Source organism: Flavicella sediminum (genome assembly GCF_006381105.1).
Lineage (GTDB): Bacteria > Bacteroidota > Bacteroidia > Flavobacteriales > Flavobacteriaceae > Flavicella > Flavicella sediminum.
The window spans coordinates 1,452,839-1,473,413 of record NZ_VDET01000002.1 but is presented as its reverse complement, the minus strand read 5'-3'; the positions used below and the strand labels follow the sequence as shown (position 1 = coordinate 1,473,413).

Annotated in this window: 12 protein-coding genes; 1 reads left to right on the top strand and 11 read right to left on the bottom strand. The window is 34.5% G+C overall.

Going from position 1 to position 20,575, the window contains the following annotated elements:
- Positions 1–62: 62 nt before the first annotated feature.
- Positions 63–1,277: a GTPase HflX gene (gene hflX / locus FGM02_RS06210; RefSeq protein WP_139957439.1), complete on the bottom strand. Its 1,215-nt coding sequence runs from the start codon at positions 1,275–1,277 to the stop codon at positions 63–65.
- A gap of 80 nt (positions 1,278–1,357) precedes the next feature.
- Between hflX and FGM02_RS06205 the strand changes: the two genes are divergently transcribed.
- Positions 1,358–2,293 carry an endonuclease/exonuclease/phosphatase family protein gene (locus tag FGM02_RS06205; protein ID WP_139957438.1) on the top strand — a complete coding sequence of 312 codons (936 nt, stop codon included), beginning with the start codon at positions 1,358–1,360 and terminating at the stop codon, positions 2,291–2,293.
- 71 nt (positions 2,294–2,364) lie between these two features.
- On the opposite strand, the gene FGM02_RS06200 is transcribed toward FGM02_RS06205, so the two are convergent.
- The 10 genes from FGM02_RS06200 to FGM02_RS06155 all read right to left on the bottom strand — a co-directional run bounded on the left by FGM02_RS06200 (position 2,365) and on the right by FGM02_RS06155 (position 20,573).
- A complete protein-coding gene (locus tag FGM02_RS06200) occupies positions 2,365–2,967 on the bottom strand; it encodes a hypothetical protein (protein ID WP_139957437.1) in 603 nt (200 codons plus the stop codon).
- A 125-nt stretch (positions 2,968–3,092) separates the two neighbouring features.
- Entirely contained in the window at positions 3,093–5,795 is a 2,703-nt protein-coding gene (locus FGM02_RS06195) for a hypothetical protein (RefSeq protein ID WP_139957436.1), read from the bottom strand.
- A 270-nt stretch (positions 5,796–6,065) separates the two neighbouring features.
- Positions 6,066–7,619 (bottom strand): sulfatase-like hydrolase/transferase, encoded by a 1,554-nt coding sequence (locus FGM02_RS06190; RefSeq protein ID WP_139957435.1) that lies wholly within the window; start codon positions 7,617–7,619, stop codon positions 6,066–6,068.
- A gap of 151 nt (positions 7,620–7,770) precedes the next feature.
- On the bottom strand, positions 7,771–9,279 hold the full coding sequence (locus tag FGM02_RS06185) for a sulfatase family protein (protein WP_139957434.1): 1,509 nt from the start codon (positions 9,277–9,279) through the stop codon (positions 7,771–7,773).
- On the bottom strand, positions 9,279–11,747 hold the full coding sequence (gene galB / locus FGM02_RS06180) for a beta-galactosidase GalB (protein WP_139957433.1): 2,469 nt from the start codon (positions 11,745–11,747) through the stop codon (positions 9,279–9,281). Before galB ends, FGM02_RS06185 begins: the two co-directional genes overlap by 1 nt.
- A 16-nt stretch (positions 11,748–11,763) precedes the next feature.
- The gene (locus tag FGM02_RS06175; protein WP_139957432.1) at positions 11,764–13,164 is read right to left on the bottom strand and encodes a sialate O-acetylesterase; all 1,401 of its coding nucleotides are present in this window, start codon (positions 13,162–13,164) and stop codon (positions 11,764–11,766) included.
- 12 nt (positions 13,165–13,176) lie between these two features.
- The gene (locus tag FGM02_RS06170) at positions 13,177–14,706 is read right to left on the bottom strand and encodes a sulfatase family protein (RefSeq protein WP_139957431.1); all 1,530 of its coding nucleotides are present in this window, start codon (positions 14,704–14,706) and stop codon (positions 13,177–13,179) included.
- A gap of 154 nt (positions 14,707–14,860) precedes the next feature.
- A complete protein-coding gene (locus tag FGM02_RS06165) occupies positions 14,861–16,315 on the bottom strand; it encodes a sulfatase-like hydrolase/transferase (protein WP_139957430.1) in 1,455 nt (484 codons plus the stop codon).
- A gap of 292 nt (positions 16,316–16,607) precedes the next feature.
- Positions 16,608–18,059 carry an alpha-galactosidase gene (locus FGM02_RS06160; RefSeq protein ID WP_139957779.1) on the bottom strand — a complete coding sequence of 484 codons (1,452 nt, stop codon included), beginning with the start codon at positions 18,057–18,059 and terminating at the stop codon, positions 16,608–16,610.
- Positions 18,060–18,095: 36 nt separating this feature from the next.
- The gene (locus FGM02_RS06155; RefSeq protein ID WP_139957429.1) at positions 18,096–20,573 is read right to left on the bottom strand and encodes a glycoside hydrolase family 2 protein; all 2,478 of its coding nucleotides are present in this window, start codon (positions 20,571–20,573) and stop codon (positions 18,096–18,098) included.
- Positions 20,574–20,575 lie beyond the last annotated feature (2 nt).

Genomic DNA, 20,575 nt, shown 5'->3' with positions numbered 1-20,575 from the left:
TTAGCTTGTAAAATAAACAACTCAAAAAAAAATCCCTTTGAAAATAATTCAAAGGGATTTTTTTATGCTTCTTCTTCAGAATACTCGTCGTATAAAAAGTTATTATACGGAAAGCGTTGGATATGAATTTTCTTTACTTCTTCATAAACACGACTTTTAAAGTCTTCCAAATTCTCCTTATGCAAGGCCGAAATAAAAACACAATTGTTTCCCATTTTCGACATCCAAGATTTTTGCAATTCTTCTAAGGTATAATGTTCTGCCGTTTTTTCAGTCACCAAATCATCTTCATCAATGGTCTCATGCGTATAAGCATCAATCATATTAAAAACCATCATGGTTGGCTTATCAGCACTTTTAATATCCAATAAAATTTGATTTACTGAGGCTATATGGTCTTCAAAATTCTTATGAGAAACATCAACCACATGCAATAAAAAATCTGCTTCACGTACCTCATCTAAGGTCGATTTAAAAGATTCTACCAACTGTGTCGGTAATTTTCTAATAAACCCAACTGTATCGGCCATTAAAAAAGGAATGTTTTTTACAACCACCTTTCTTACGGTTGTATCTAAAGTTGCAAATAATTTATTTTCAGCAAACACGTCAGATTTACTGATCACATTCATCAAAGTAGATTTTCCAACGTTGGTATAACCTACCAAGGCCACACGCACCATTTTTCCTCTATTCTTTCTTTGAATGGCCATTTGTTTGTCAATCACCTTCAGTCTCTTTTTCAAAACATCAATTTGATCACGCACAATACGTCTATCTGTTTCAATTTCCGTCTCACCAGGTCCACGCAATCCAATACCCCCTTTTTGCTTATCAAGATGCGTCCATAATTTGGTTAACCTTGGCAGTAAATATTGACATTGTGCCAAAGCTACCTGTGTACGAGCATAACTCGTTTGGGCTCTTTGTGCAAAAATATCCAATATCAAGTTCGTTCTATCTAATATTTTACAATCCAATACTTTTTCAATATTACGCAATTGAGCCGGACTCAATTCGTCATCAAAAATGGCTGTACCTACATGGTGTGTATCTATGTATCGTTTTACGTCTTCTAATTTCCCCGAGCCTATAAAAGTTTTAGGATGTGGTTTTTCTAGTTTTTGAGTAAATCTTTTGATAGAAACTCCACCAGCCGTATTTACCAAAAACTCCAATTCATCCAAAAACTCTTTCGACTGATCTTCATCTTGCAACTGAGTTACAACTCCAATCAGGACCGCTTTTTCAGAGGTTACTTTTTTCTTATCAATCATAGTGCAAATGTACAATAATAGTAGATAATTTAAATTTAGTTTTAGAATGTTTCGTACATTCGAAAAAACCGAAAAAATTGATGAATTCTGAACTAATTTCCTGTGCCTTTTATAATGTTGAAAACCTATTTGATTTTACAGACAACAAATATACACTAGACAGGGAATTCACTCCAAAAGGAAAGAAAAAATGGGGCCCTTATCGCTACAACTTAAAAGTCCAAAAAATAGGAAAAGCCATTGCCAGTATTGGCAACGATTATTGCAAATTACCACCTGTATTAATTGGTTTGGCTGAAATAGAAAATGCCGGTGTTTTAGATGATTTATTAAAAAGTGACGCCATGCAGTGGCACCCTTACCAATATATTCATTACGATTCTCCTGACGAAAGAGGGATTGATACCGCCTTACTTTATAACAAAGATATTTTTGAAGTGCTAGAAACAGAAGCACTTACAGTTTTGCTTTATGACAACTACAATGTACGCGATTATACCCGAGATATTTTATATGTAAAAGGAAAAATGTATGATGAAATTGTTCATGTATATGTAAACCATTGGCCGTCAAAAAGAATGGGGCAAAGTGAAACCAAAGCAAAAAGGATTACCATTGCAGAATTACTGCGAAGCCATATAGATAAATTAGAAGAAGAAAATCCGAAAATATTAGTGATGGGCGATTTTAATGACAACCCTAGCGATACAAGTATTGACCGACATTTAGCCATCTCTCCATTAACAAACCCAATGTTAGGCCTCTATAAAAAAGGCTTAGGCTCTTCAAAGTTTTACGGAAAATGGATGCTTTTTGATCAAATATTAATTTCTGAAAATTTTATTTCTGATACTGACAGCCGATTGAACTTTGAGAAAGCCGCTATTTACAATAAAGAATTTTTAATGAATCCTAGAGGAAGATACAAAGGAGAACCCTTTAGAACCTATACTGGAAAATATTACCAAGGTGGTTACAGCGATCATTTTCCTGTTTACATTTTACTTAAAGCTTGAAATAATTAGCGATACTTTTAAAATTTTAAAACAAAAAAAATCCTATGTTTCCATAGGATTTTTTTAATTAATTATCTCATAGAACCTCGTCCTCCACCCGCTGGTCTATCCCGCTGACCATCCCTATTTTGAGCTTGCTTAGGCTGTAAACTTTCGTTTTCTTTCTTTTGGTATTTCAACCACTTTTTTAGTTGTTTTTTTGATAAGATTGATTCGAAAAATTGATTCAATTCTTTTTCATTATGTCGAATTTCATCTTTAACAGGACGAATGGTTGCGCCTATTTTTTTTCGAACACTTTCCTTATTTCCAGAAGCATCTCTAGCTTGACTGCCCAAAGAATTGGTACGCTTTTGCATAGAATTTACAAGAATGTCTAAGGCTTCAAATTTTTCTGTATTTATAAATGAAAGCTCTCTGATTTTAGCATTGTACTCTCTTAACGCTTTTTTTACTTGGTACTGTTTCTGCTCGTCTTTAACTTTTGTTTTTTTTACGACTTCATCAATGTCATAATAAAAAATACCCGCTGCATTACTGGCACTAAATTTCTCTCTTTTTTGAGTTTGTTCCGATTGTGGATTTCGATTCTGTTGCCTACCTCCACCTCCAGGACGTTGTGCAAAAACATTTGTAGTTAACAATACAACAAAGGCCAAAAGTATTTTTTTCATCTTTTAAATTTTAGGAATTACAATAATAGGGATTCAGCACGCCACTAAAGTTATAAAAAACGAAAAGAAAAGTTAAACAAAATCTAAAATACAATATACTTGTTCAACTGTAAACCAATTCTAAATTAGTATTCAAAATCAATAAAACGCAAAGAGCCTGCCGCCACTTTTGTATTTATTTCCTTTTTTATGTTCATAGATTCCTTACTCAAAATATCGATTCCATTTTTAGGTAATTTTCCTTGAAAAAGAATACGAACCTCACGTTCTTCTGGTTCCAAATATCCAGGATCCAATAAAATTAAACGCACGTGCGTTTTGTCAATTCTAATAGCACTCCAAGCTGCACCTTTCACAATAATTGGCATTTTAGCCGATCCTTTTTCAACACTATTTTTAAACGTATTTGTATAAGCTGTAGCCGACACAGATTTACCATTTATAAATCCGTTTTTTCCGCTACTTATACTATATGGAATATTATTTTTCTCCAAAGTTTCTTTGTATTCAATGGGTGCAATGGGTACCATACCATGTGGTAATTCTGGCATATAATTCAACCATCTGTATTGAACACCTAAGGCTATTTTAGAATAATCATTTTCAGGAAGACTTGTCCCAGCCCAATGCATTTGAGCTACAGAAAAAACAGAATTATCATCGTCTTTTTTATACTGTTTTAATGAATGATGATTGTCAATTGAATGCACCAAATGTTCGTCAACCTCTTTTATTAAATGCCAAGAACCTATCGATAAAATAGCTTCTTTTTCTACAATAGGAAGCACTCCCGATTTCATCAAAGCAAACAGCACATTTAATCCAGGCTCTTCGGTAAAATTATTATCTATTATGACACCGTGTTTTGCTCCATAAGCCGCCATCATCACTCCTTGTCTTAAATAAGGAGAAATAGATCGCTGTCCGCCCGGAGTTAACGGCCTCCAACTTGTCGGGTTATCATCTACCAAACGCATGGCAAAATCATCTACATAATCTGCTGCAAACATTCCAATTCTTCCAGCTAAATTAACATCTTGTGTCCTGTTACTCGTATCTTCTGATGCCGGCACTAAAAAATCGTTGTATTTTTTAGAGAAAAATAATTCTTGCCATAAAGGCAATTTATTGGTCAAACCCCAAAACGTATTTTTGTATCTAAAATACAATTTCGCCTTGTTGTTTACTCGAATTGCCATTGCCAATCTTGGCACATACTCTTTTACAAAATGAATCACTCTTGGGTCTTCAACATTAGCCATTTCAGCATACACAAAACCACGACAGGTATTTGGTGCTACTTTTAAAATTTCTTCCAACGTTTCAATTTGAATGTAAAAAGGATCGTTTCCATGCCCTGCCCAAAACGTAAAAGGCTGTCCTTGCTTTTCGTAGTTTCTAGCCATATTTACAATGTCTTCTCTAGAATCTTGATACTTTCCTCGTTTGTCTTTTTTCAAGGCTATCTCTCCCATTATGTTCACCATTGCCGTTCGGTCGGTACTTTCTTTTGGCGCTTTTTGAATGACGAACTCAATTTTATTGCCTTTCAATTTTTTTACCTTGGCATTTATTTCTTTACTCGTCACCATCACCCATTCTTTATCAGATGGCTTTTGATAGCTTGGCATTTTAAAATCTAAAATTTGCTGGTATAACTGCTCTATATTCTCTGCTACCAAAGCAGAAGTTCCTTGAAGTGTTTGCTTGGTTTCAATCCAATTGGATTTTTTTAAATCGTAATAATACAAGCCATTTCCTCCATCAACTTCACCGGTAGCTATTAATTGTTTAGAAGCAGTAGCCACCACAAAATCGTTAAAAACAATTTCATTTTGCTTGGCATATCTAGTTCCTGATTTTTGAATTAATTTTCCTTTTAAATCCAATTGGAACATAAACCCACCGTGTTGAAACATAATTTCATCGCGAATAGGCAATAAACAAGTTCCTATAGAATGCCCATATCTTTGAACTTCTTTTTTACTGGCTTTAAATTTTGCAATTACATCAAAATTAGCATCTAATGCACAAAAGAAAGGCACAAACGAAAGATCCGCAAAAAATAAAATATCTGATAATCCATCTTTGTTTAGATCTGCAATAGAAATATCCGTAACCATGGATTTACTCAATTCCGACAAGTTTTTTTTAGTATAGGTAGTTTCTTTTAAAACTCTTTTAGTGCTAGGATCTAAAACCCCCATAAACTCCCAACGAAATTTATCATGATTGTAGGTCATTAAAAACAAATCTTCTTTCTTCTTATCTAAAAAGTTTCCAACTTCAATTTTTCGAACGACCCCTTTAATTTTTGTAGTTGAAACTAATTTTCCTTTAGCATCTAACTCATACAGCAAATAATCATTTCCTCCTACAAAAATTTGAAGCCTATTGTCATTTTTCACAACAGCTACTTCTGAAAAACGTACTTTATGATCTGGGCTGTATTTCCATAATAGTTTTCCTAAACTACTCCAGCAATACACAGTTCCATTTCCCGATACCGCCAACAAATCATCATTTCCATCGCCATCAATATCCTTCGATAAAATTTCAAAAATAACCGCGGCGTCTTCAATTTTAAACGACCATATTTTTTTTCCATCCAAAGAGTAACAACCAACTCCATCACTTAATTTAGACAGATAAACAACCTGCTTTCCTTTTACGGTAGCAACAACAGCATTTCTAATATTGCTCATTTCTGAACCCAAACCTTCTTTTACAAAAGTATTTGCTACCACAGAATTTGCAATTAAAAAGAATACAAATACGACTAAATGAACGTATTTTACGCCTGTAAATTTATTTTTGGTTTGTCTCATCAGTTTATTTTTTTAAATGAATTTTTCAATAAAAGCGACGGCTCTTATAAGTTACTTCGCAAATAAATAAAAAACCATCACAAAGGCTGTTCTTCTAAGTATATCAAATGTATCAACAAGAATATTGATGTGTTTCTGCGTAAATTTTTATATAAATTATAGCACCAACATTATGCTCTATATCCTTAAGCAACTATGTAACAACTAAAAAACCTAACAGATTTTAAAACCTGTTAGGTTTGAAAGTTTCAGTATGAATTTCACAAAAAACTACTTTACGCGAATAGTTCTAGGTCCAAATCCATTTTTCCAATCATTGTCACATTCTTTAAAAAGCTGTTTTTTTAATTTTTCTAATCGCTTCGGTTCAAGCAAAGCCAAATCATTTAGTTCTTCATAATCGTTGGGTAAATAATACAACTGAAATACGTCCTTTTTTGTTACATATCTTATTTTCCATCCTTCTTGAGTAACCATTGCGGGGCCGGTTACAGAAGAAAAAACAATAGGATCTCTTTTTATAATTTTGCCACCAAACACTGCTTTCGCATAAGAAACACCATCTTTTTCCTTTGCTTGTTTTTCTCCAACTACCTCTGCCAAGGTATTTAAGAAATCGTAATTGCTAACTATTTGATTCGAAACTCGACCTCCTTTTATTTGATTTTCCCAGTACCAAAACATTGGCACTCTGGTACCACCTTCCCAGCTATCTCTTTTTTTACCCGACATGCCATCGTTTCCATCAAAAACATCACCGGTAACCACACTATTGTATCGGGTGTGCACATTGTCGTACACTTCTCCCTTTACATTCTTTCTTCCTTTAGAAGTTCTACCAACTTCTGGATAATAAATTTCATGTCCATTATCACCCGTAAAAACAATAATAGTATTGTCTAAAATACCCAACTCCTCCAATTTTTTATAAATTCTACCCACATCCTCATCTAGCATTTTAACCATGGATGCGTACTCTTTTTCTAACTCCGTCAAATTGGGATTGTTTTTAAAATCTTTATGCACTTCCGGAGTAGCTGTGGGTCCATGAGGTAATTGTGATGGGAAATACAAAAAGAAAGGTTGCTCCGTTTTCTTAGGATTATTTCTCTCTATAAAAGAAAGCAATTTCTCCATGATGATATTTTCTGAATAGACTGCTTTTCCAGTCATATCCCAGCGTTTTTTATAATTTTCTGGGGAATCAAATTCGGTAGTTTTGGCACAATCTATATAAGTATTCCCCGGAATTGCTACTTTTTCACCATTCTCAAACAAAAATGGTGGATAAAATCCATGACAACGGAGATGGTCGTAATAACCAAAATGTTCGTCCCATCCATGACGTTCCAAACGTTCTGGGGTGGTAGCAAAACCCCATTCTAATTTTCCAAACTGACCTGTTTTGTAGCCTGCATTTTGAGCAACTTGCGCTAAAAATAATTCATCCTTTTTAGCAGGCACTGCAACAGCATTTATTTTACTTTTAATTTCATCAAAAGTTAAACCATGGTCTAAGTCTTTATAGATTCCTGCTTTTACAATATCCAACTGATTGCTTCCATGACAATCATGCATACCCGTTAACAAACTAGCCCTTGCGGGTGCGCAATACATAGCACCATAAGCTCTTTCAAATTGCACCCCTTGTGTTGCCAACTTATCTATATTAGGTGTTTTTATAATTTTTTGTCCGTATACCCCCAACATTCCACGTCCTAAATCATCGGCATAAATTAATACTACATTCGGTTTATTTGCTTTTTGAGCTTGAACAGCAAAGGCAATTAAGGAAATTGCGACTAAAAGATATTTTCTCATCATTCTATTTAAAATCAATTTGAAGCAAATTAATCTAATTTTATTTTACACTTTGTCTATCTGTGTGTTTTTCTTGTACTTGTAGAATTGTATTCATAAAAAAAGCACAGAAACCCAATTGAGTTCTGTGCTTTTGTAAGAATCTTATTTAACACTAGTTTACGGTACTTACACCTGTAGTTCTAAGTCGAATATAAGTTGCTTTCATCTCTGCAATTTTTTTAGCATAGCTTGCATTGTTGATCAAATTTTTAGATTCGTCTTCTGACAAATTATCTTTTAAATTAAACAAAGCTACATTGGTTAAATTCCCCAACTTATTGGCTTTGTTCTTCACATCCGATTTTAAAATCAATTTCCAGTCTCCATCTCTTAAAGCAAAACTAGGTCCTCCTGCAGATTGATGTAGTAAATACGTATGTGCTTTTTCTGAAGCTTCTCCCTTAAAAAACGGCAATAAATTTGCTGAATCCAACACCTTCGTTTTGTCCAATTTTTGATTTCCTAAAGCAGCCAAAGTAGCCACTATATCTTGCCCAACTATCGGTTCATTAGATACTGTATTGGGTTTTATAACCCCTGGCCAAACCGCTACAAAAGGAACTCTATGGCCTCCTTCATTTATAGAACCTTTACTTCCAGATAATCCATGACTGGTATCGTGTCCCGCTTTTTTCATTTCTTTATCAAAAGACAAACCTCCGTTGTCTGATGTAAAAATAAATAGGGTATTTTCATAAGCCCCTGTTTTCTTTAAAGCCCCTACAATCAATCCTACTTGCAAATCCAATTCAAAAATCATATCTCCATGATCTCCAGGTGTCGTTCCTGCCACTTTAACCCCATCAAATTCAGCGGGTGGTTCGTGAGGAATGTGCACGGCCTGACTGCAATAATATAGAAAGAAAGGATTTTCTTTTTTCTGATTTTTAACATAAGCTACTGCTTTGTGCGCTAAAATATTTCCTGCTTCTTTTGGATCCCAATTAGAATCTCCAATACCTCCACGTGTTTTGTGTTTTTTTGACGTAGCATACCCTGTTTGATGGGCGTCTAATTCTTTTAAAACAGAATTAGACTTTAACTTTTGCCATTTTCTATTTTCGTAGAAAGCGTATGGTTGGTTCTGAATTCCTTCTGGCAATTCACAAGCATAATCAAAACCATAACTCAACGCACCTCCATTTAAATAGGCATGATCAATCTTTTTTCCTTTTTCTCTAATCCAAGAACCTCCAAGTCCCCATTTCCCAAAAAAAGCTGTCGTATAACCTCCTTTTTTTGCAATTCGCGCACTAGTAGTGTAACCATTGCTATCAATCAAAGCATCTGCCTCTGGAGTCCAAACCCCAAATGGTCTAGAATTTCTATAAGAATAATTCCCCGTTAACATAGAAAAACGAGTAGGAGCACATAAAGATGCTGGCGAATGTGCATCCGTAAATCGCATTCCTTGATCCATCAACTTATCAATATTCGGAGTTTTTACCGTGATTTTCTTATCCTTTCTTTGTTTCTGATAAAAACTCAAATCACCTAAACCAATGTCATCTGCCATGATAACAACCACATTGGGTTGCTTGCTTTGCGCACTACTTTTAACTGAAAATACACTTGTTGCAATTAACAAACTACAAGCTAACTTATTATAAAACTGTTTCATTATTTTGTTGTTAGTACTGTTTTTGTTTCTTTTAATCCTTTTGATGTAGCTGTAATGGTAATTTTTCCTGTTGCTCCTTTTTTAGAACGAACCACCACCAAAGCCATTCCGTTAAAAACTTTTCTTGTTGTAGCTTGGAAGGATTCGTGACTTGTAGGATCTCCATTTCCAACAGCCATAATTTCTCCTGGCCCGCTAATGGTATAACTTATTGAATTGTGAGTTCTAGGAACCACCTGTCCTTTTCTATCGGTAACTTTTACCGTTATAAAAGACACATCTTGTCCATCGGCATCAATGATACTTCTATCTGCTTCCATAGAAATTCTACTTGCTTTGCTAGTTGTTTTTACCTTTGCATCCGCCCATTTTTTTCCGTTTTTATAAGCAACTACTTTTAACTCTCCTGGCTTATAAATTACATCTTTCCAAACCAATCGGTATTCATATTGACCTTTCTTTTTTCTTCCTAAAGATTTCCCGTTCAAAAATAATTCTGCCTCATCTCCAGAGGTATATACAAATACGGGAGTTACTTCTCCTATTCGTTCCGGCCAATTCCAATGTGGTAAAATATGTGCCATTGGCAATTCAGGTCTCCATTTAGATTGGTACAAATAATACCTGTCTTTTGGAAAACCACATAAATCTACAATACCGAAATAAGAACTTCGTGGCGGAATTTGTTTCCCCATTTTTGCTAATTCTGCTTTCATTCTTGCTTTTTCAGCAGGATCAGAGAAATTCAACAAATTGGTTTTGTCTTTATTATAAGGTGTCGGCTCTCCTAAATAATCAAAACCAGTCCATACAAATTGACCGAAAACCCATGGAAATTTATCTTCAGCTTCAAAATCTACATCAGGAGTATATGCCCAATTAGGGGCAGAATAATCGTAACTACTTACTTGAAAGTGCCCACCATTTCCTGATTTTTTATTATCGAAATTTACAGGGAAAAAGTACTCTCCTCTACTACTAATTGTTGAAGCCGTTTCACTTCCATACAAAGGCATTTTCGGATTCGCTTTACGAAATTCTTCATACAAATGTGGCTTGTAATTAAAACCAAAAACATCTGCCGTTTTCTGAAATCCATTGGTAGCCCCTTCCGGCCTACTATTTCCAAAAGTAGTGGGTCTTGTTGTATCTTCTGAGCGAATAATATTTGCCAACATCACTGCCATTGGTGCATCTTCCGCTTTTTGAAGCTCAATCATCTCATTACCTGTACTCCACATTACCACGCATGGGTGGTTTCTATCTCTGCGTACCATGGCTCTTACATCTCTTTCGTTCCAAGCACCAAACAGCCCCGCATAATCATTGTCCACTTTTTTCTTTTGCCAGACATCAAAAGCTTCAACTTGCACCAAAATTCCCATTTTATCGCATAACGCTAAAAATTCTGGAGCGGGTGGATTGTGTGATGTTCTGATGGCATTGACCCCAAAAGATTTTAAAATTTCAATTTGACGTTCTATTCCACGAACATTTACTGCAGAACCCATAGGCCCTAAATCGTGGTGCTGACAAACACCATTCATATGAACTTTTTTTCCATTTAAGAAAAATCCATCTGCGGTATACTTTATAGAACGCACTCCGAATGTTGAAGTATACACATCTAGCTTTTTATCTTTTCTTAGCAGCGTTGTTTTTAAAGTATATAAATTCGGATTTTCCAAATCCCATAGTTTTGGATTTTGAATTTTTAGTGTACACGGTTTAAAATAAGGCACCTTTTGTTCTCCAACTTTTATTGGGTTTTCACCCGAAGTAAACACTTCATGTAAAATTTGAACGCCTTGTTTGTTGCCTTCTATTTCTGTGGTAATATAAACGCTGGCTTCTGTAGCAGAAACTTTTGGAGTACTTACAAAAGCCCCCCATTGAGCAACATGTGTTTTTTCGGTTTTCACCATACGCACATTTCTATAAATTCCGCCACCAGGATACCATCTTGAAGAAGCTTCTTTATTATCCAATCGAACAGCGATGGTATTTTCTTTTCCAATTTTAAGATATGGAGAAATATCAAATCTAAATGAAGAATAACCATAGGGCCATTCTCCTACATACCCCCCATTTACCCATACACTAGTTCTAGACATGGCGCCATCAAATTCTACAAAAACCTTTTTACCCGCATCCGACTTAGGTGCTAAAAATGTTTTTCTGTACCAACCAATTCCAGCCCAAGGTAGTTTTCCTGTTTGGTTTGGTAAATCGGCTCTAAATGGACCTTCAATTCCCCAGTCATGTGGCAAATCTAAAGCTCTCCATTGTGAATCATCAAAACTCACTTCATCCATGTTTTTAGGTTCTGCTTTTTTTGAACCATCAGGCATAGCCCCAAAACGAGCAAATTTCCAATTTTCATTAAATGAAGTTGTTTCTCTTTGAGAAAAAGCGGCACAACAAATTAAAAGAACCAGTAATGTTATTTTTTTTTCTATTCTCATCATTTATAAATATATCTTATTAATTTTCTTCTGTAGTAAAACTAGAAGCTGGTAATCCAGCAGTATTATACAAACTACCCTCTATATAGCTTTTCCAACCATAACGAACATTTTTTGGTTGTTTTACCTTATCACTCCACACATACAAACTCCCTTTTTTAGTAAGTTTTACATTCGCTTCGTAATATTGATTGTCTGCTCCTGCTATTTCAAAATCCGTAAATTCCTTGTCTAATGAAGTCAAACCGTTAGGTGCATACTCAAAATTCAAATAAATTTTCGCTCCTTTAATTTGTTTAGATTTGTAGACGGGTCCACTAAATTCAACACCCGAAAAACCATAATCATTTGCGAGTGCCCAATAGGCTAAACGTTCCCCTACCTGCTTTTTTTTAGGAGGATGTATACAATCAATACTTCCTATATCATTGGTTACGACCATACCTGTATTTGGCACTGATAGCATTGTTTTTAGTTGTGCTTGTTGTAAATCTATCCATTTTTGACCTGGCCAACCCAATGAGGCCAACTGCACAAAATAAAATGGAAACTCTCCTAATTTCCATTCAGACCTCCAGGTTTTTATCATTGCAGAAAACAACTTTTGATATGCTTTTGCTTGTTTATGATTTCCTTCTCCTTGATACCATATAGCTCCTTTTATTGTATACGGAATTAAAGGATGAATCATTGCATTGTATAAAACACTTGGCGTTCTTCTATTTATTTTTTTTGTCTCTTTCGCAACTTTTATAAGATCGTTAAATCCTTCTGCTTCTATTGTTTTCATAGGAGTCCATGCTTCCGCAGGAGTAGCTCCATAACTGCTTATAATTAAACCTACTGGTACGCCTAACTGCTCTTGTAACATTTTTCCATAAAAGTAAGCTGTGGCACTAAACGCAGCAGCTGTATTTGGAGAGGATAAAACCCAATTACCTTCACAATCTTCTTGCTTAGTAAGATCCATGGCTTTGGCAACCTTAAAAACTCGTAATTGATTATTTTTAGAAGTAGCAATTGCATGATTACTTCCATCGATAGGTTGACCAGGATTTCCTTTTAGACTAATTTCCATATTGGATTGTCCGGAACACAACCAAACCTCTCCCAATAAAACATCTTTTAAAATAACTTCTGAAGTTCCTGTCACTTTTACTTCGTACGGACCTCCTGCAGTAGTCGTTTTAAGTGTTGCCTTCCAATTTCCGTTTTTATTTGTCGATACAGAAATTGTTTCTCCCCAAGTAGTGTGAATGCTAATTTTTGTTTTGGGCTTATCTGTTCCCCATATAGAAACATTGGTGTTTTGTTGTAAAACCATATGGTCATTAAACAGTGACACCAACTTGGTTTGAGCCATCAAAACAGAAGAAAAGAACAAACAAAAACTGAATATCAAGTTTGTAATACTATGCATCGTGTGATTTTATTAGTGTTTTTTCTTTTTAAATCCCATACTCTCACCAGTTTCGTAATTAAACTGTTTTCCGTAATATGGATATTGGTCAAAAATAGCTCCTTTTCCTAAAGTTCTAGGATCACCCTGTTCTGTTAACTCTTTTTCCATTTGAGTTCTTAAAGTTTGACAAGTTTTTTTATAATTTGGATGGTAAGCTAGATTCACCATACAATGTGGATCCTTCTTCATATCGTACAATTCCTCTTCTAATCTTTTACCAAAACTTAAAGAATAAAAACGATACTCTTGAGATTCAGGTTTTATACTGGTTAAAAATGTTTTTGTAGGAGAACCATCTACATTTCTAAAATCGAATTCTGGGTTACCTGCCGGCCATCTTTCTGGTTTGATGTTGTGAACATATAAAAATTCAGTTGTACGAATTGCTCTTACAGGATAAGATAAATTTACCCCATCCTCGTTAGACCTACCAATGTCATGTCTTTCTTTACCAAGCAACACGTGGTCTCTTGATTTATCCACTATTCCTGATTTGTTAGAACAAATACTATTTTTAAAACTCTTACCCGTCATTTGTTTATGAGGTTTAAAACCTGCTAATTCCATAATGGTTGGGGCAATATCTGGAAAACTTACAAAGTCCTCTACACTTCTACCTGCTTTTACTTTTCCTTTCCAATATACAATCAAAGGCACATGAAATCCTTCTTCATAAATTTGTCCCTTTACTCTTGGAAAAGGCATTCCATGATCTGAACTAATCACAACAATTGTATTCTCCAGCAAACCTCTTTTTTCTAAAGATTTTATGGCTTTGCCAACATGGGTATCAAACCACTCTACCTCAACGGCATAATCTAAAATATCACCTCTTACGGTAACATTGTCTGGATAAAACGGTGGCACTTTGGCATCTCCCAATTTTTTTCCTTCTTTTTTCCAAGAATCCAATTCATAAAAACGATGCGGTTCTTTTGTTCCCAACCAAAAACAAAAAGGTTTGTCATTGTTTTTATCTGCTAAAAACTTCTCGAAATTTGCCGCATAATCTACATTGCTAATTCCTTTATGTGGTGGTTTTAATTTAATATCATTGTACAGTGGTCCTGCAGGATTGTGTTCTCCCTCATACTCTCCTGGCCCCCAGCCTTTACCTGTTAAACCAACTTCGTATCCTTTTTCCATTAATAGGTGGGGATAGAATTTAAATTTAGCAGGAAATTTAGGATAGTGGTTTGTTGCTTCTTCTAACTGCCAACTATACATTCCGGTTACAATACAAGCTCTGGCAGGCGCACATTTCGGGTTGCAATTGTAGGCATTATTGAAAGTTAATCCTTCTTTAGCCAACTTATCAATAGCGGGTGTATTGATAAACGTATCGCCATATGCTCCAAAACTTTTCATGGAGGCATCATCGGCAATACAAAATAAGATATTTGGCTTCTTTTTACTTTTTTTAGTTGTCTGACTGTGCCCAACTAAAAAACAAGCAAACAGGGTACATGTCAAAATTTTAGTAAAATTATCAGATCTCATTATTCTAATTTTTAGTGAGTTTTCATTTTTCATATACTATAAAATTATCTCGTTTCTATTTTTTGAAGAAAGTAAAGATCGTAGAAATGCGATTCTAATACTTCATTTCTTTTACCCTTTATTCCTTATATCTTATCTATTAATGCTTACCTAATTACTTTAGAATATATTTTTGTTTCGACTTTAATCCAGGTTCATCAAATTTTTTCAGCTGATTAAACAACTCCGTTTGAAGTTCTTTTGCAATCTTAGCATATGCTTTTTCAGTATACACATTTTTTAATTCGAAGGGATCCTCTTTTAAATCGAACAAATACGGTTTCTCTTTTTTATCAATCACCAATTTATATCGGTCATTTACTCCAGAAACCCACCATCCACCATTTTTGGCAAAATAGGTGATTCTATCACGGTCTATAACTTTTCTTTTGTTTAAAAAATCTTCAGAAGTATCAGCACCGTGAAAGCTGGCCTTATGCTTAGCACCCATAATGGATAAAATAGTTGGTGCAAAATCTACATTTGTATACGCTGTATTGATGATTTTTCCAGAAATAATTTTTTTAGGATATCTGATCACAAATGGGATTCTTGAAGATGCTTCATAAGGCACTCCTTTATTTCTTCTATTGTGCTCAAAAAACATATCTCCATGATCTGACGTAAAAATAATAATGGTGTTTTCTGTTAAATCATTGTCGTCCAAAAACTTTAAGATACGCCCAACATTGTCATCAATATGCTTGACCATACCGAAATACTGTTGCAATGACTTTTTTTCTTCAGTAAAAGCTTTGATTCCATTTGCTTCATTGCCTCCACCTTTTCCCCAAGAGGGTTTTGCTTTTACATACTTTTCTTGCATGGTAAATGGTGCTTTTATATCCATATGCGTATACATTTTATCATACGGAGGACGTGCATAATCTGGCGTATGCGGATCTGGGATAGAAAGCATGAGTGCAAAAGGTTTCTTTTTATCTCTTTCTAAAATTTCCAAGGTTTTATTGGTGAAAAAATCCGTCAAATGAACCACTTCTTCTTTTGGTAATTTTGCAGCTACCTTTTCGTTAATCCCTTTGTACTTTCCATTTTTAATATGAAAATAAGGCGCATGTCCACCACGCATCATAAAACGATTATCGTCAAAACCTGCTTTGTATTTGATCCCAAAAGTATATTTTTCATGACCTGCCAAATGCCATTTACCCACATAGGAAGTTGCATAACCTTGGTCTTTCAAAATTGTTGCAAAGGTTGGAATATCTTCGCTGATATGCATTCCGTTTTTAGGAGCTCCTGTAGCTTGTGGATACAAACCTGTAACCAACGATGCCCTAGAAGGTGTGCAAACTGGAGAAGAAGCGTAATAACTTGTACAAATAGCACCTTCATCGGCTATTCTATCAATATTTGGAGTATGTACATTATTGCCCTTTCCCCAAATAAATGCTTCATCCTCGGGTAATAAATTTTGATAGCAGCTTAAGGTTCTAAAACTATGTTCATCCGTATGGATAACGATTAAGTTGGGTTTTTTCTGTGCAAATGCACTAAAACAAACTAAAATAAATACGGAGGTTTTGAGAATGGTATTTCCTATTTTCATATGATTTATAGTACTAAATTAATCTTATTGTATTGAGAAGTTAAAATTAATAGTAATGAAAATTTTCTACGTGATTGAGGGTTTTTTATTTGTCTCTCACAATTTTTAAATGCTGTACTTATACGCACATCTGCTAAAAACCATAGGATAAACCCTCTATTTCAACGACATAAAACTATTCTTCAAAATTAAAAACTAAACAATATCTTAATTTAAACAAACCACGGAGACACTCATTTTTGCTAAGCATCGGCAAAACACGCAACATAACTTAAGCGTAAACTTTTAATTTTTAATAAAAATCGGATAAAATAGTTTTGGGTCCTCTTTCATAATCCCATAAGTATTCACCTGTTTTTTCGACACATTTTTTTCCAAAATGATGTGGAAGTACTGAAACAAGGGGATAACCTTTTTTGTCTTTATACATTTCTAAATGCTCTAAGAACTTCTTCTCTGTAATTGCTTCTGTTGAGTTTCCTCCAATATGATCTAAATTTATTCCTCGTCCGGGTGCCGACTTGTAACAAATTTCATAATGTGTTTTTACACGCCCTTGCCAATTGTACTTGTCTAGTAGCCAAATATCATTTGTTCGTACAACATCAGCATATTTGGTAAAGAATATATCTGGCACATGAAATTCCATTTCAATATTCTTATCAATATCTTTTGCGGCTTTGTACAAAGCTTTGTGAATAGGCAACATATCCGACTTGGTATTGTACGACATGTCTATTTTGAATTTCATAACACCCATAGTATGAAATCTGGAAATTACCTCGCTGGCATACTCATAGATATCTGCTTGCGAGTTTATCCATTGAATATCATCTTTCCTGTCGGGGGTAGTACCTTGTTTAAAATTACCTAGTAATTCTGGATAGTTTTTTGCGGCCAAACTATTTTTATGAATTTTCGGAAAACCAATCCACAAGCCTGGCGTAAATCCATTTTCATTGATCATGTCCATGGTTTTTCTAAAATCAGGAAATTTTTTAGGATCTGGAATCCAAGATCCATAGCCTGAATTGATACTACCGTCAGGAAAAGTTCCCCAACCATGATCTAAGGTCAACTTCCCTTTAGGATAGCCAAATTCATTTATTTTCTCTATATAATATTTCACAAAATCATGCGTCAATAAATGAAAGTGTTCCTGCCTTTTTGTAGATAGCATCTTTTGTTCCGACCAAGTGCAGTACTCAACATCTGTCCAAAATTTAGGCGTTTGCTTTAAAGGTGTCACATTCAACCTTTTCATCATTATTCTATTATAAGCTTTCCAAGACTCGTCTCCGTTTCCTGACTCGTCTAAAAAAATTTCTTGTCCCTCTGGAACAGAAACCGTCAAAGTTTCCTTTCCATCAAAACTATAAGTAGAATTTTCAAAACCTAGCGTGGTCATAAAACCAATAAATTTACCTTTAGCATCCATTATAACCGGAGAACCCGACATTCCAGAAGCAGGTAACGTAAACGGATTATGAGTAAAAGATTCTGACCAATAGTAATAGGCATTCCCTCCTTTTTGTTCTGGTTTATTAATACTGTAATAAGGGCAAAACAAAGGTGCAGTCACTTTTATTTTCACCTCTTTCCCATTTCCTTTTAGTGTATTTCCGTCTGTTTGTAGCGGTTCTCCATGCAAATTTGTCAAATGATTCATGGCCGTTGCAGACATTCCAGCCATGGCAATACCTCCTAACCCAGCTTTCTTTAAAAAATCTCTTCTATTTTTCATTGTTTGTTTTCATTAATTTTAATAAAAAAGCTAGAATTAATCTTTTCCAGCACCTATTTTCTCATATAAATTTAACTCCTGTTTTTCTAAACTTATAATGGGTTCTATTTCATAAAAACTGCTTGTTTTATCTATATTATTCCCATGAACATCAATTTTCACATAACGAATTTCGGCTTGTTTAGAAAATAGAATCGTTTCTCTAATAGATCTTTTATTGGTATCTCCTTGCCATAAACTTTCCCATTTAACACCATCAATAGATCCTTTTATTTCAATAGCATAACTTTTAATTTTTGCTGTTTGATAAGGAAATAAAATCAAGCCATTCACCAAAGAAATTTTATCTAAATCAATTTTTACAGAGCTTTCCTTGGCAGCACTCCAACGCGATTTTGGGTCTTTATCGATACCGTTTTCTATAGGAAAACCTGGCATAGATAACGAAGCTGATATTTTATAATCAGGTCTGTTTTTTTGATAAAGCAGGGTAAATCCGTGTTCCTTTTTAACTTCCCCCAAAATTCCTTTGGCCAACAACGTATTTTTACCTTCTACTAAATTTACCTTCCAATTAAAATCTCTTTTTTTCTTCCCTAAAGATTTTCCATTATGAAATAATTCTACCTTTTCCATATTAGAAAAAATTCGATAGGTTTTTTCCGATTTCCCAGAGCGCTCTTTTAAAAATGGAGATTCAATATATAGAACTGGGTCTTTTGTCCAAAGAGATTTTACCAGATAAAAAGCATCTTTCTTTTTACGATCAAAAGTGACCAATCCCTTTTGGTTTATGTGAGGCTTAGAGTCACCTCTATGAGCTGCACCAAAATCAGCAAAACTCCAATAATTAACACCACTTAACCATTTTAATTTTTCCACTTGTTTTAAATGAGAAAATATATAATCGTTTTGATACTCTATACTAAAATCTTGTTTTTTAGGGTTTTCCGAATGAATTCTAATATCCGATCCTGCACCAAATTCCGACAAAATGATAGGTCTTTTAGGTGCTTTTTCATGGATTTCATTCAATCGTTCTGTAAGCGTATTGTAATCAGGTCCATACCAACCTCTATATAAATTATAGCCAAAAACATCTGGAATGTCTATTATTTTCAATTCTATTGGTCGGTTATTATCTCCGTTTACAAATACTGTTTTCCGAACAGGATCCTGTTCATGAATAAAATTATTCAAACGAAAAAGCATGTCATAATTTTTTGCTTTACCATCTCCTCGATCTCCCATCCAAACTTCATTTCCCATTCCCCAAAGAATAATAGAGGAATGATTAAAATGCTGATTGATCAAGTCTTTCATCATAGATCTCAAATTTGCTTCAAATTTTGGCGTATCATAAGAATTGTTCACATAGGGTATTTCTTCCCAAACCAAAATTCCTAAAGAATCACATAAATCCAAAACATAATCATCTTGCTGGTAATGTGCCAATCGCAACCAATTAACGCCTAATTCTTTGATCAATTTAATATCCGTTAAATGTCTATCCAACGAAACGGCATTTCCTTCTTTAAAATAATCTTGATGCCTATTAATTCCTTTTAAAGTATAGGGCTTTCCGTTTAAGAAAAACCCATTATTGGCTGTAAATTCAAACCACTTAAACCCGTGTTTTATAAGCAATTTATCCACCAGCTTTTTATTTTCATACAACTCCAATTCTACGGTGTATAAATTGGGGTGTTCAGGACTCCATAAAGTCGGATTTGTTATTTTTGGTAGTACAATTTCTACGGGTACCGTATCTCCTGCTTCAACTTTAAGCTTTTCCGTATGTTTACCCACCGTTTTTCCTGTAGGACTCATTACTTTTACTACAATTTTGGTTTTAGATGAAGTATCTCCACCATTATCAACCAAGGCTGTAATATGAATAGTTGCTTTTTTTGAAGCGACCTCATCACTCCAAACACGAACCCCAGAGCTAGCAACATGATTTTTAGCAAAACTTAATTTAGGAGCAGTAATCAATTCTACAGCACGATACAATCCACCATAAAAATTATAATCTGCGCTTAGCGGTGCCAACTCTTTGTTTTTTTTATTATCTACCCAAACATCTATTTGATTCTGCCCGATCTTTAAATCAGCCGTCATTTCACATATAAACGCACTATAACCACCTACATGATGTTTTATTTCTTTTCCATTTAAATACACTCTCGCCTCTTGCCCGGCAGCGCCAAATCGTATGTAATTTCTTTTTAACAAATCTTCTTTGGTAAAACTTACATATTTTCTATACCAAGAACTCGCTTTTCTATATTCCTTTTGAACCAAGACATCAAGGGCGTTCCATGTATGTGGTAAATTGATTTTTTGATAGGCAGCGTCCTTTTCTTTTGGAAGAATGTTCGTATCTTTTTCTAAATACAACCAATCGGCATCTATATTAGTTTTTTCAACTAATCCTTTTGTTTCTTGACCAAAACAGAAGTTTATCGCTACTAAAAAACAAAATAAACTTTCTAAAATTCTTTTCACACTCATTC